General features: G+C 46.3%; 8 protein-coding genes. All 8 read right to left on the bottom strand.

What is annotated here, in order from left to right:
- Window positions 1-218: 218 nt before the first annotated feature.
- The 8 genes from AC1S8V_RS13320 to treR all read right to left on the bottom strand — a co-directional run bounded on the left by AC1S8V_RS13320 (window position 219) and on the right by treR (window position 13544).
- Window positions 219-1940, bottom strand: a complete 1722-nt coding sequence (locus AC1S8V_RS13320; protein WP_482073983.1) for a ribonuclease J — start codon at window positions 1938-1940, stop codon at window positions 219-221.
- Window positions 1941-2102: 162 nt separating this feature from the next.
- A complete protein-coding gene (gene rhaA / locus AC1S8V_RS13315; RefSeq protein WP_482073982.1) occupies window positions 2103-3374 on the bottom strand; it encodes an L-rhamnose isomerase in 1272 nt (423 codons plus the stop codon).
- Window positions 3375-3391: 17 nt separating this feature from the next.
- Window positions 3392-5461, bottom strand: coding sequence for a bifunctional aldolase/short-chain dehydrogenase (locus AC1S8V_RS13310; RefSeq protein ID WP_482073981.1), 2070 nt, complete (start codon window positions 5459-5461; stop codon window positions 3392-3394).
- Between the two features lie 179 nt (window positions 5462-5640).
- A complete protein-coding gene (locus AC1S8V_RS13305) occupies window positions 5641-6573 on the bottom strand; it encodes a glycoside hydrolase family 5 protein (RefSeq protein ID WP_482074473.1) in 933 nt (310 codons plus the stop codon).
- A gap of 371 nt (window positions 6574-6944) precedes the next feature.
- The gene (locus AC1S8V_RS13300; RefSeq protein WP_482073980.1) at window positions 6945-8141 is read right to left on the bottom strand and encodes a hypothetical protein; all 1197 of its coding nucleotides are present in this window, start codon (window positions 8139-8141) and stop codon (window positions 6945-6947) included.
- A gap of 3 nt (window positions 8142-8144) precedes the next feature.
- On the bottom strand, window positions 8145-9266 hold the full coding sequence (locus AC1S8V_RS13295; RefSeq protein ID WP_482073979.1) for a beta-galactosidase: 1122 nt from the start codon (window positions 9264-9266) through the stop codon (window positions 8145-8147).
- Window positions 9267-9321: 55 nt separating this feature from the next.
- Window positions 9322-12660: a tetratricopeptide repeat protein gene (locus tag AC1S8V_RS13290; protein ID WP_482073978.1), complete on the bottom strand. Its 3339-nt coding sequence runs from the start codon at window positions 12658-12660 to the stop codon at window positions 9322-9324.
- Window positions 12661-12833: 173 nt separating this feature from the next.
- Window positions 12834-13544, bottom strand: coding sequence for a trehalose operon repressor (gene treR / locus AC1S8V_RS13285; RefSeq protein WP_482073977.1), 711 nt, complete (start codon window positions 13542-13544; stop codon window positions 12834-12836).
- Between the last annotated feature and the right edge of the window lie 48 nt (window positions 13545-13592).

Raw genomic sequence — 13592 nt, 5'->3', positions numbered from 1 at the left:
GTTTACCTTTTATTATACTTCGAATCGCAAACACATGGCGAGTTAGATTCAATTTAGTTTAACGTACAGCACGTTTACCAATCCCTATTGAACAGCAAAAGCCCGATGGTAATGTAGTAATCATACAGGTGTATGATCCCACATTCATCAGGCTGTTAAGCTTCCACATACACATTTGTCCAAGCGATCAGGGCAAGGATAATTCTATCCCTGCTGACTTATACTTCAATTATAATCGGCAAGATCATGGGTCTTCGCTTTGTTTGAGCATAGATATAGTGGCCGATATCATCCTTCAGCTTTCTTTTCATCACATTCCACTGATTCACACCCGCACCGGTTAACTCATCCATCCTGCTTAGAACCAATCCATGGATTTCCTTCATAAATTCTTCTGAATCCTTCACGAACACAAACCCTCTGGAGATGATTTCGGGTGAGGCAACCATTTGTTTCTCCGTTTTGCTCAATGTGGTTACGATCACCAGCATGCCATCGGATGACAGTTGCCTGCGATCACGCAATACAATATTTCCGACATCACCCATGATCAGACCGTCCACGAGACTGTTTCCTGAAGCAATTTTGGGACCAGGAGAAGCCAAGCCGTCTTTGTACTGAACCATATCTCCGTTATTCACAATAAAGACATGATCACGCTCTATACCTACGGACTCGGCAAGCAGTCTGTGCTGATACAACATGCGGAACTCACCGTGGATCGGAATCAGATAATCCGGCTTCATAAGGGTCAACATCAATTTGAGTTCTTCCTGACTGCCGTGTCCAGAGACATGCATTCCTGCCGCACCACTAGAACCATATATCACACGTGCTCCGAGAACATACAGGTTATCAATCACATGTGCAAGATTCCGTTCATTACCCGGAATAGCTCCCGCAGCAATAATAACCGTATCCCCGCCGTTAATTTTTACGTGAGGATGTTTGCCGGATGCCAAACGTGACAATGCTGCCATCGCTTCTCCCTGGCTCCCAGTACATAATACAACGACTTGTTCTGGTGGAAACTGATCCGAGTCGATGGCTTCAATCAACAATCCGTCAGGAACCTGCAAGTAGCCTAATTCACTGGCCACTGATACCACATTTACCATACTTCTGCCCAACAGTGCCAGTTTGCGCCCTGTCTCGAATGCTGCATTAACAATCTGCTGTACCCTGCTGACATTTGACGCAAAGGTGGAGATAAACACTTTTTGCTTTGCACGGATAAAGGCATCCAGAATGTGATCTCCCACAATGCGTTCGGACGGTGTGAACCCGGGTCTTTCCGCATTGGTACTTTCGGAGAGCAACACATGAACTCCCTGTTTGCCAATCTCGGCCATGCGGTGCAGATCAGGGAATGGCCCGTTAACCGGGGACATATCAAATTTAAAATCTCCGGTATGCACAACATTGCCGACAGGAGTTTGGAAGAAAACACCAAGACAATCCGGAATACTATGACTGGTCGCGAAAAAGGAAACCTCGATCTCACCCAACGTAATGCTGGACTTGGCATCAATTGTGTGCAGGTCTGCCTTGCGTAGCAGCCCATGTTCTTTCAGTTTAAGTTCAATCAATCCGCGTGTAAGTCTGGAAGCATATACAGGGATATTCATTTGTTTTAGCAAATAGGGAATGCCGCCAATATGATCTTCGTGTCCGTGGGTAACCACAAGAGCTCTTACTTTATCCAGGTTCTCCAGCAGATAGGTTACATCCGGAATAATCAGATCAATCCCTGGCAAGGTCTCATCCGGAAACTTCGAACCACAGTCAATCACGATAATGTCCTGATTGTATTGGATGAAATACATGTTCTTCCCTATTTCATTCACACCGCCAAGTGCAGCAATGTACAGTTTGTTGTGGGCTAGATTCAACGCTATTAATCCTCCTCTGCGTAGCAAACTTGTGCAATACGAATCCATATTCCTAGTATGGAAGTTATCGCCTCACTTATGCATTCCAGAGTGATTATGCCAAAAAACCACCGCGGGAATATCCATCCCGCAGTGGTTTATCAGGTGTAACTTCTTAAATTATGGATGAGGTAACGCTTGCCACATAACAGTTATATATAGAAAATTCGGTTAGACGAATGATTTATCACGCTGTAGCAATACGTCTTGTTCATAGGTTTTAATATCGGTGATCCATTGTTCGCGGACGGGCACCCCTTGTTGGGCACAATAATAGTCCCAGATCGCACCAAATGGATAGGATTTGAATTCTTCCGTCAAGGCAAGGCGCAGCGTATAATCCCCTTCCAATTCGGCTTGTTTCAAGGCATCCACCGGTTCCAGCATCGCACGTAGAAGGGCTTTGATCGTATTACGTGTTCCTACAACCCATGCAGCAACACGATTGATACTTGCATCAAAGAAATCCAGTCCAATATGTGTTGTCGCCAGCAGATCATGTCGAACCAATTCACGGGCAATTTCGAGCAACTCATCATCCATAATCACAACGTGATCACTATCCCAACGCATCGGTCGGCTTACGTGAAGCAGGATACCGCTTGTAAACAGTGCAAGGGAAGACAATTTGTTGGAAATGACCTCTGTTGGATGGAAATGGCCTGCATCAAGACAGATTAACGTATCGTTTTGCAAACCGTAACCCATATAAAATTCATGTGAACCCACCACATATGCTTCTGAACCGAGACCAAACAGCTTGCTCTCTACCGCGTCCAGGTTGTGCTCTGGATTAAGCGGTTCTTCGAATACTTCATCCAGTGATTCCTTGAGACGTTTGCGCGGTGTCATGCGGTCGACCGGATTATCCTTGAATCCGTCCGGTACCCATACGTTGGTTACACAAGTCTGACCAAGCTGTTCCCCGAAGTAAGCACCAATCCGGCGGGACGCCTTGCAGTGATCAATCCAGAACTTGCGAATCTCAGGGTCTGGATGACTGAGCGTGAACCCGTCACTTGATTTTTCATGGGAAAAGCATGTTGGGTTAAAGTCCAGACCGAGTCCTTGTTCTTTGGCCCACTTCACCCAGTTCTCATAATGCTTCGGTTCAATCTGATCCAGTTCAACCTGCTCGTCTGTATCCGTATAGATCGCGTGCAGATTGACCTTATGTTTGCCGGGAATCAGAGCAAAAGCTTGCTCCAGGTCGTTACGAAGCTCCGCAGGTGTGGTCGCAGCCCCCGGATACTGACCTGTAACGGAAATCCCGCCTGTTAGCTCCCCATCCTTATTCAGAAAGCCTTTGACATCATCGCCTTGCCAGCAGTGTACGGATACTTTGATCTCTGCGAGTTTGTTCAGTACCTGGTCCGTATCGATTCCGTGCTGGGCATACAATGCCTTGGCTGCTTCATATGCTTGCTTGACTTGGTTATCCATCCGCAAGAATCCTCCTTTTAACGTGTAAATGCTGCTGGTACACCGCCATCAATGGTCATCATGCAACCGGTTGTTTTTTCGGATTTCGAAGAAGCAAAGAATGCGATTCCTTCCGCAATATCTCTTGGATAGATATTCACGAGCAATGTCGTCCGTTTGCGGTAATACTCTTCCAATTGATCCGGCTCGATACCGTATGCCGCTGCTCGTTCGTTTCTCCAGGAACCGTTCCAGATCGCTGAACCCTGTAGAATGGCATCTGGAAGAATCGTGTTGACACGAATGCCATACTCTCCGCCTTCTGCTGCAATGCAACGTGCCAGATGTGCTTCCAGCGCTTTCGCTGAGCTGTAAGCCGAGGCACTTTTACCTGCATACACCGAGTTTTTCGACCCTATAAATACCATGCTTCCCCCAATGCCCTGTTGTTTCATCAGCTTGAATGCTTCACGGGCCACGAGGAAATATCCCGTACCCAGCACATTCATATTCAGGTTCCATTCTTTCAGGGACGTTTCGTCAAATGGGCTGGATGTGGCTAATCCTGCATTGTTCACGATGATGTCCACTCCGCCATATTGCACCGCAACATCAGCATACGCGGATTGAACGGCTTCCTCATCGGTCACATCCATTTTCAGCGCATAAGCACGATTCGCACCGTACTGATCATTAATTTCCTGTGCTACCTTCTGTGCGCCCTCCAGATTGAGATCAGCGAGCACCACATGAGCGCCTTCAGATACCAATCTACGTGCTGTTTCACTTCCGATCCCGCCTGCTCCGCCTGTAATAAACGCCACTTTGCGGGAGAATTCGGTTTCTGCCGGAGCCAGAGACAATTTGTACAGTTCCAGCGGCCAGTACTCCACATTGTAAGATTCGTTTGCACTTAGCGATACGAATTGACCCAGGCTAGTGGCTCCACGCATAACGGCAATGGCTCGGTGATACAATGCACCACTTACTTGGGAAAGTGCCCAGCTCTTGCCTGTGTTGATCATGCCCACACCTGGAATGAGGATAACGCGAGGCGCAGCTTCGAACATGACATCACCTTCGTTTTTGTTGCTCTCAAAATACTGCTGATATTGCTCTTTGTAGGCAGCCACACCTTCTACCAGCTTGGCTTTTAAGCCTTCAATATCTTCCGCATCCGGTGTCCAATCGATGAACAGAGGTACCACTTTGGTATGTACCAGATGATCCGGGCAAGCTGCACCCACCTGAGACAATTCCGGGGAATCTGCTCCGCCCACAAAAGCAAGTACGTCCTCCTGATCATCAAAGGACAAAATCATTTTTTTGCTATCCGATACCGCTCCACGAATCGTTGGCATCACGCGTGATACGATCATACGACGAACATCAGCGGCGAGTGCCGGGTGTTTCACACCACCGAACAAGCTACCTTCGTTCACCCGAGCTTCGATGAATGCTTCCGCTTCATTGATAATCTTGATCGTTTGAGCGTAACATTCCTCGGATGTTTCTCCCCAAGTGACAAGTCCGTGTTTTTCCATCAATACGAGTTCAGCATTTGGATTCGAGAATACGCTTTCAGCAATCATTTTAGATAACGTAAACCCTGGACGTACGTAAGGCACCCATACAAAACGATCACCATAGATCTCTCTCGCCAATTCCTTGCCGTTATGCGCACAGCACAAGCTGATAATCGCATCCGGGTGAGTATGATCTACATGCTTATATGGAAGGAACGCATGAAGAAGAGTCTCGATGGAGGCACGCGGGTGCTTGGCATCAATCATGCAATGACCCAAATATTCAACCATCTCTTCATCCGACATGGATTCACGTTCAATTAATGGTCGAATGTCTTCAAGTCCAAGTCCCGTAAAATGCTTCGCTTCCATGGAACCAAGGTCAGAGCCGCTTCCCTTCACATACATTACTTCTACATCACGACCACGAAAATCCTTTACTGTCGTTTTGGTAGACGTATTGCCACCGTAGATGTTACATACACTGCGATCGGATCCAATCAGATTGGATCGGTAGACCAATTGCTCCAGTCCTGTTGTTTTCTCAGATGCCTGCGATGCATTCCATAAACTCTGTACCATTCGTTTCCCTCCGATAATGTTTGTTTTATTCCTAATCCGAGTTTATCATCTTTGTTTTGTTTTGAAAACAAAAGATTTTAAATATAAACGGAAAAAATCAAAAATCATCATGGATTAAGCACTTTTAATAAAAATACACCCTGACGTAACCGTCAGAGTGTTCCTGTTTCATCGGCGGATTAGAAAATCCCCGCTTTTTGGGAAGTGTTTTTGATACCATAAGTGTCATTCACCACAGTGTTACCAAAGCTGGTCAAGCTTCCGTTCGGACCTGTAGCCATGTCCAGATAGTTCAGACCGGAACTGTTTCCGTACCAGGACCAGGCAAGCCAGCCTACCCCTTTTTCCTGACCATATCTCATGATGGCATACTCGTCCACATCACCATTCGTGTGATATCCCCCGAATTCACCAATGATCAGAGCCAAGCCTTTGTTCAGCACATTCTCCATATTGGCTTTGACCGTTGCTGCATCTTTACCGGCATACTCATACATGTGAATGGAGAAGACAGTATTTTTCTGAGAATCGGCTGCGAATACACTTTGTCCATAATCCACGATGGATTGTGGGAACTGTCCCCATCCTGCTGCATCCACAATCAGCGTATTTTTAATTCCTGCATTTCTAAGTTTCGGAATGGCTTTCTTGTATCCATCAGCCCAGGCACTTCCGTTCCACGTTCCATACCATTCATTGGCGATGTTGACGATGACCCGATCTTCTTTGCCAATCAAGGCTTCCTTAATGCTAATCCAGTAGTTCACCGCCGCATCTAACGAATTATAGTCATCTTTCCCTGTGGCGTCATGTACCTCGAGTACAGCTATCATTTTATTCTGGTTGACCACGTTAATAATATTTTTAACAGCGTTCAGATCATCTTTGGTGTACAGGCTACCGTTCGAAAGAACAATGCGTACCGTGTTGGCACCTGTTTTGGCGATTGCAGGAATAGCTGTATTCAAATCATTTTTGAACCAGGAATGTCCGTGATTAACACCTCTCATGACAAAAGCCTTACCTGTGGAGTCGTATAACTTGTTACCGCTTACATAGAAACCTGTAGCAGCAGACGCTTTGGGGGCTGTACTCCCTAATACCATGAACATGAGAGCAGCAATTACCGTGAAAATTGTACACTTTTTCAGATTGACCATTCGTTTGGAACCTCCTGTATTTTTTTATTATTTCAATTAACCCTGCTCCAGGCAATAAGTTAACTAAAATCGTTGGTTATCAAAGTAACCCACCCCTAATTAAACTTAAGTAAAAAACCTTAATTAATTTAATTATTTTAGTTTAAAAAACTTTATCGATAAGGTTATGGAATTATATTAAAATGAAAACGCTTACTAGTCAAGTTGTTTTTACCATGATTAGGAAGTGTTTTTCCTCGCAAAAAAGAAGGCTCTCTCCCCTCATTGCCGTTCGGAGAAAGAACCCTCTGGATAACTCTTCATGCTAACCTTTGTCTTCTTGTTCATGCCAACACCAACCTGACCCGATAATGTGGTACTACCCGGATCTCGTTAAATGTTCCAATCTCTACACCATTAAATCGCTCAACATAAGCCTGATTCACATAACTCTCTGTCGTTCCTCTCCGGATTGGTGTAATGGACAGTCGCAGCGCGTGATCGGCCAGCAAGTGGCGGGATTGCTTCAGACCAATCTCCCAGCTATGACCATAATGGATATGATCTGTTAACAGCTGATTATGGATGTGAGCTGCAGCAACATCTCCATCATAATCAATCTCAACCCACACGTCTTCTACCTGTTCCGGCCATTCTGTGTCCAATTTAAGTGTTGCTGCATGTTCTTTCGGATAGTCTACCTCTGCAACAGGTTTATAAGGTGAAACTTGGAAAGTGTACGTATTGAATATTCCTTGCTTAAACTGGGATGAGACGGCATATTCAGAAGCGGTAATCTGTTCTGGAGTCGGATAAAAGGATACCTCTATCTCCGTTTGCTCCACAGATGTGCATACGAGCATCTCATTCTGTATATACAGATGACTGTTGCTGATTATAAGTCTCTCTTGTCCACCCACACGGAAACGGTAGGCATGCAAGGCCTCTTCACGGCTCAACGTAATGATTCGTATTCCCACACCATCCGATGTTGTAATTCGCAGATGATGGTCCTTGCCGGCAACAGGATGAATAACATATTCATTTCCCTGCTCAGACACTGTACCTTCGTGCATTTCCACATTCGTAACAGATGATGTATCAATAACATACTCAGCAGTCATTCCTTCATGGGCATAAAACACAGCCGTAAGCTCTTGATTCACCATAAATCGGGTCAGTGGTTGAACGGTAGCACTAATGATCTTCATTCCACTCAGATTCATATGGAAAGGTAATATGGCCGCCGAGCCGGATTTCAGCTGCATCGTCCCTTCTCTTGGATAAGAAGCAACCCCTTTGCTTGTATGCAATTCCAATTGAATATCACGATCAGGCAACGCCACATGATCCTGATAATTATTCATGAACAAAAAACCTGAGCCTGCTTGTTGCCGAACTGACCAGCGCAGATCCAACATGTTCTCCGGGGTTATCGATTGCTGACCTTCCGGTACAACACAGCCCATTGGCGCAAGCAACTCACCGTATGCTTCCAGGAACATGGACAAGGTACGAATGCGGTCATACGATTCACCCATACGTCAAAATTCCCCGAGTGGGGCTTGGTAATCATACGTCATTTTCGGCAATGCCTGCTCGTTCATATATGAATTTTTGCCTACCGGATTGGTCCCCCCGTGGTACATATAGTACCCAACCAGATTGCTGCCGTTCGCCAGCTTCACAATAGTCATGGCCTCGACACTATCTGCATCGACAACCGGACGAGCGTGATAACTGACCTGCATGCCGCCAGCAAGCTCGCAATACGCTGCAGGGTACTCCAGACTGTCATAATCCACTTCTTCCACAGGATTCATATGCAGATCCCGGAACAAATACTCCCGGCTTGGAGGCTGATTGGAAATCCATGGTGTGTACGCATACCCCGCTAGCATGGGCAACGTTCCTTCTTCAGGAACAGCAGCATTACCCCAGGCCGTCGCAGTATAGAACATCGGCTTCATACCGACTTCTTCGGCAATACGGCGAAGCACCTTCAGATGTTCCCGCCCGTCCCGTCCGGAGGAAATGTACTTATCACGTGAATACCCCCAGGCATCCATGGGTGCCCCAGCGTGCATGTACTCATTTTCCAACTGTACGGCTATCACGGGGCCACCATCCTGATAAAAACAGCCGTTGAGCTGACGGGCAATCTCACGATATAATCGCTTGGCATAATGCAGATACCCTTCATCGTTCGACCTGACCTCGAATGGATAGCTGAACAACCAATCAGGCATCCCGCCATTACGAACTTCCCCGTGACAGAATGGACCTATTCGCACGATCAGAGGCAGCTGATGTTTGCCACACAGATCCGCAAAGTGCCGCAAATTCAGGTTTCCTGACCAATCAAATTCCCCCTCTTGCTCCTCATGAAAATTCCAGAAGACATAGGACGCGACGATATTCACCCCGCCTGCCTTCATCTTCAATATTTCTTCCTCCCACTGCAAATAAGCGAATCTGGAGAAATGAAATTCACCAACCACGGGAATATGTGGTTTATTGTTATGGACCATATAATAGTTGGTAAAGTCATAGGACTCCCCTCGTGGATTCTTGCCGCCACTGCCAGTCATGCGACCCGCACGAATGTCCTTATCTTCCGCATCCAATATAAAGCGAATATGGCTGCCTGCTATACTATCGTTCATGGATTATATAACTCCTTCGATATAAATGGGATATGGTTGATGAATAGATTATCAATTATCGATGGACGATCGCCCCTTGATGATTGGGGTTCTTCTCCAGTACCCGCTCCAACTCAAGTTCGGCTTCACTCGTCCGACCCAGTCCCAGAAGACCCAATGCCCGCATGTATCGGCAATGTTCTTCATTACGCTGATCGAGATCGTCGTCAAAAACCAGAAAATCGGGCAGAGATACCGCAAAATAATCCATTCGGATGTGATCGTGAATATGTCTTTCGGCATAGTCAATTAATTTGTTGAACCGCCTGTTGGCTTCCTTCGTATTGCCAAGCTTCTGCCAAGCCAGACCCTGATAATAGATCCATTCCGGCGGCTGATCATTATAGAACATCGCGCTTGCTGGTTCGTTCAGACCGATGGATGCTCTGTGGAAATTCTCCTCGGCGTCCTGTATATTGTTCATCTGCTGATACGCACAGCCAAGATAATAGTACAATGGATTGTCTCCGGCTCCCTCCAGTTTACCTTCGCCCAGGTTCTCCGGGTACACCAAAGCTTTCTGCAACAGATCCAATGCTAGTTCAGGTTGTTGTTTCTCCAGATTTTGCTTCGCCAGCTCCGTCAACGCCGTAACGTATTGTCCTGTGACCTTGCCTTCTCCACCTTCCCAAGGATGAAACCTCCTGGTCCGAAGAGCACTCCATGCTTCCTGATGACTACCTTGCATATTCAATAAAGTTACCCACTCAATATACAGATCATCACGGTGGTGAACCAACTCCATATGTTGTTCCAGCAATTTGATTCGACGCTCGCAGGAATCCCCCATCTTCTTGCGCAATTGATCCAACTCGTAGAGTACTCGGGCATCCTGTGAATCCAACCGGAAAGCTTCCTCTAATGATGCCAGTGCAAGATCGGGCCGATTCAGCTTGTTATAATAAGCCAGGCCCAGATTCCGGTGTACAGTCGAATATGCAGCATCCGCCTCGCGCGATGTTTCCCAATGGCTGATCGCTTCCTTGTAGCGTTTATGATCATATAGCCAATTTCCCAGGTAATAGTGAGCACGGGCATCATTCGAATCCACTGCCAATACATCCTGAAGCACCATGAATTCAAATAATGTGTTAGGAAAACAATAATCGGTCGGAGCAGCTTTCCCCTGCTTTTGACATTCCCGGGCCTGCTCCACATCCCCCAGCTGACGATACAAGTAGGCTTGAGCATAACCAACCATAGGATATGGCTGTGAATTTTCGGATTTAACATAGGAAAGAACCAATAGTGCTTCTCCCCACAACCCGCTCTCTGCGTAATCCGCGGCTAGATTCAGATAATTATGAACGTCTCCTCGCATCAGACGATGGAAATGCTCACGTGCTTGCTCGGCTTGTTCTCTCTCTGAAGGGGCAGTCGCTCCGTTGTAGATCAGGACTAATTCATGTGCTGCTCCAAATTCAACCGGGTCCAGTACCAATGTCTCACGCGCAAATTGGATGGCCTGTTTATCTTGACCCAGTCTGCGCAGCAGAGCCACCTTCAGATGCCGAGCCTTATAGTTTCTGGTATTACGAATCAGCGAACGTTCGATGTGATCCAGCGCTTCGATATCCCGGTGTTGCGCCGTATCGATCTGGGCAATCATGTAATAGCCCGTATCCTGATACTGGGCAGACCATACGGCTTTATAGAGAGCTGCATAGGATTCTTCCTGTTTCCCCTGTAGTTTCAAACTCAGACCGAGTTGGTAAAAAGCCTCACTATCATACGGATTCGTATTTTTCCACGTCAGCGATTGAACGGCCTGTCTGAAATGCTTCTCTGCATCTTGAAACAACCCTCTACGCAGCAGCAATGTGCCATATGCAATGTTTAGACGAATATCCGTTGCATCACGCTTCAAACCTTCCAGATAATAAGGTTCTGGTTCATACGTGGCATGCCGATATTGCTCCAAATGAAGACCAGCCAGATATAGTTGTTCATTCGTACGAATCTCGGATGGTAGCGAGAGTGGTTTCGCCGGGTCTGGAACTTCCTGAATCTCCGTACGTTCAGGCTGATAGGCCACAAGTACTTTTCCTTCCGCAGTTCGAACACTTAACTTTAATTGATACCATTCATCTTGTTCGCTCCACGGGAATGAAAACTTATATAATTCCGTAGGTGAGATATTACATCTCTCATGAAGATAAACTGTGGTTGGTCCTATCACTTCAACGGTCACTTGTTCAAAAACCGACGTCGCATATACCATCACGGTTACCATTCCGGTCGTTTCGTCCATTTCCATATTAACCGCTGCATCAATCGATGCATTTTTGACCATACCAATTCCTTTATACGGCATAAAATACTGCGAAAAGGTTTTGGCTTCATACGGCTGTAACCATGTAAAATCAGGCTGATTATCGGTATAGATCCCTGTCATTAATTCAATATATGGGCCATCCTCGTCCGTTAACTGGCGATCCCAGGCTTGCCCAAATTCCCCGTTCCCCCAGGTCCATTGCTTCTTGCCCGGAGAAATATGATGATTGGCTACATGCAACAAACCTGCCTGAATCCCATGGTCATATCCCCCTACAAAATTATAATCCGACTTATAAGCCATATAGGATGTTGGAACCGGTATGTTTTTGTATCGCGAGATATCCACACCTTCGGAATAGTCCATCTTGTAATAGGTGCCGGTTGCGATGGGAAAGCGGGATACGTCCCGTTTTCCGTGGTCCAGCACAGACGTTACATCAGGCGGAAACACGGATTGCGTATGATCGTTGACAGCTACAGCCGGGTTGGCCCACCATAGAAAAGTTTGAGGTGCGGTGGTCCGATTATATACCTCGGCATGGATTTCAAGATAGGCTTTGCCGGGATGCAATGTGAAGCCCGCGGTCATTTTGGTACCATACATGCGGTCAATCTCACCCACCCACACGGTAGCGCTTCCATCTTCATTACTGCCAAATGTATAGTCGACTGGACCAAACGTGTTCGGCCGATGATGCTGTGGCCAGTTGAATTCAATTCCTCCGGAAATCCATGGCCCTGCCAGACCCACAAGTGCAGGTTTAATCACTCGGTTATAATATACAAAATCGTAGTTGTTGGTCCGATCCAGTGCACGATAGATCCGTCCACCCAGTTCGGGCATCATCTCGATACGTACATATTCATTTTCAAGAATAATTAATCGATACGACTTCATTTTCGCATCATCTTCAATGCTGTCGATCACAGGATGCGGGTACACCTTACCCGAACTCCCCTGGTAGATTCGCTTTTCAAGAAACATCGGATTTTTGTCCGGTTTACCTGTACCATAGGTTGGAATATCTCTGGTTTCTTCCCATATGCGAACATTTGATGTCGCTGTCACGTGATTCAATTCGCTCACTCCTTGGCCTCGTATATATTGTGATCATACGCTCCGACATGCAGGAAGAACATTGACATTAAGCGGTTCTTGATGGACGATCTTCGGATTCCCCCATAACCAAAGAGAGTACCTGTCCACCCTGTAATGCAGTGAAAGGTACTCTCTGATCGGTCTTGATTAACTTATCTGCGACGTGCAAAATCCACAAATCTGAACTTGTCCGGTCGATGCCTCGACTCCGTATACTGAAATTGACTGGCATCCTCCAGGTACACCTGGCTCCTCACCACAACCACATTATGGAACCCTTCAAGGTCAAGCAGTTCCCTGTCCTCAGTGGTGGGTTCTTCCACCAAAATCTCTTTTTTGGCAAACGAAATGGAAAGCCCCAGCTCTTGCTCAATGTACTCATAGATGGAATCATTACAGATCTCTTTGCTGAGACCCGGAACAAGTCGTTGGCTGATGTAATCTTTGTCCAGTATGACGTGTTCTCCATCCACTTTGCGCACACGTCTGATCTCCCAGACCTGTTCATTCAGACCAAAGTTAATATTCTTGTGCAACGCCTGATCCACCTGTTGCTCCTCGAAAACCTTCACATACGTTTGAGCGCGATGCCCCATTTTTTTGGCTAACTCCTTGAAGCTAACCAGACCTGAGATGGGAAAATCGATCTTGCGTATGTCGAGTACAATCGAACCCTTGCCTTGAATCTTCTGAATATAACCTTCTTCGTACAACATTTTCAGCGCTTTGCGAATGGTCTCTCGGGATGTTTGATAACTTTCCGATAGATCCAGTTCCGATTGAAGCAGCGTACCTGCCTCAATCTCTCCAGTCCGAATACGATCTGCAATATCTTCATATATTCGGATAAATTTATTATTCATTATTCATCACCATTGTTCATTACCCTTTTTTTATCATATTGGCAACCT

The sequence above is a fragment of the Paenibacillus sp. B46(2026) genome (assembly GCF_056786355.1).
Note: the sequence above shows the minus strand (reverse complement) of the source record. Positions and strands in the feature narration are given on the sequence as shown.

Bases quoted from the DNA above. Each gene is read 5' to 3' on its own strand.
- AC1S8V_RS13320 (WP_482073983.1), bottom strand. From the start codon at position 1,940: ATGGATTCGTATTGCACAAGTTTGCTACGCAGAGGAGGATTAATAGCG.
- rhaA (WP_482073982.1), bottom strand. From the start codon at position 3,374: ATGGATAACCAAGTCAAGCAAGCATATGAAGCAGCCAAGGCATTGTAT.
- AC1S8V_RS13310 (WP_482073981.1), bottom strand. From the start codon at position 5,461: ATGGTACAGAGTTTATGGAATGCATCGCAGGCATCTGAGAAAACAACA.
- AC1S8V_RS13305 (WP_482074473.1), bottom strand. From the start codon at position 6,573: ATGTTCATGGTATTAGGGAGTACAGCCCCCAAAGCGTCTGCTGCTACA.
- AC1S8V_RS13300 (WP_482073980.1), bottom strand. From the start codon at position 8,141: ATGGGTGAATCGTATGACCGCATTCGTACCTTGTCCATGTTCCTGGAA.
- AC1S8V_RS13295 (WP_482073979.1), bottom strand. From the start codon at position 9,266: ATGAACGATAGTATAGCAGGCAGCCATATTCGCTTTATATTGGATGCG.
- treR (WP_482073977.1), bottom strand. From the start codon at position 13,544: ATGAATAATAAATTTATCCGAATATATGAAGATATTGCAGATCGTATT.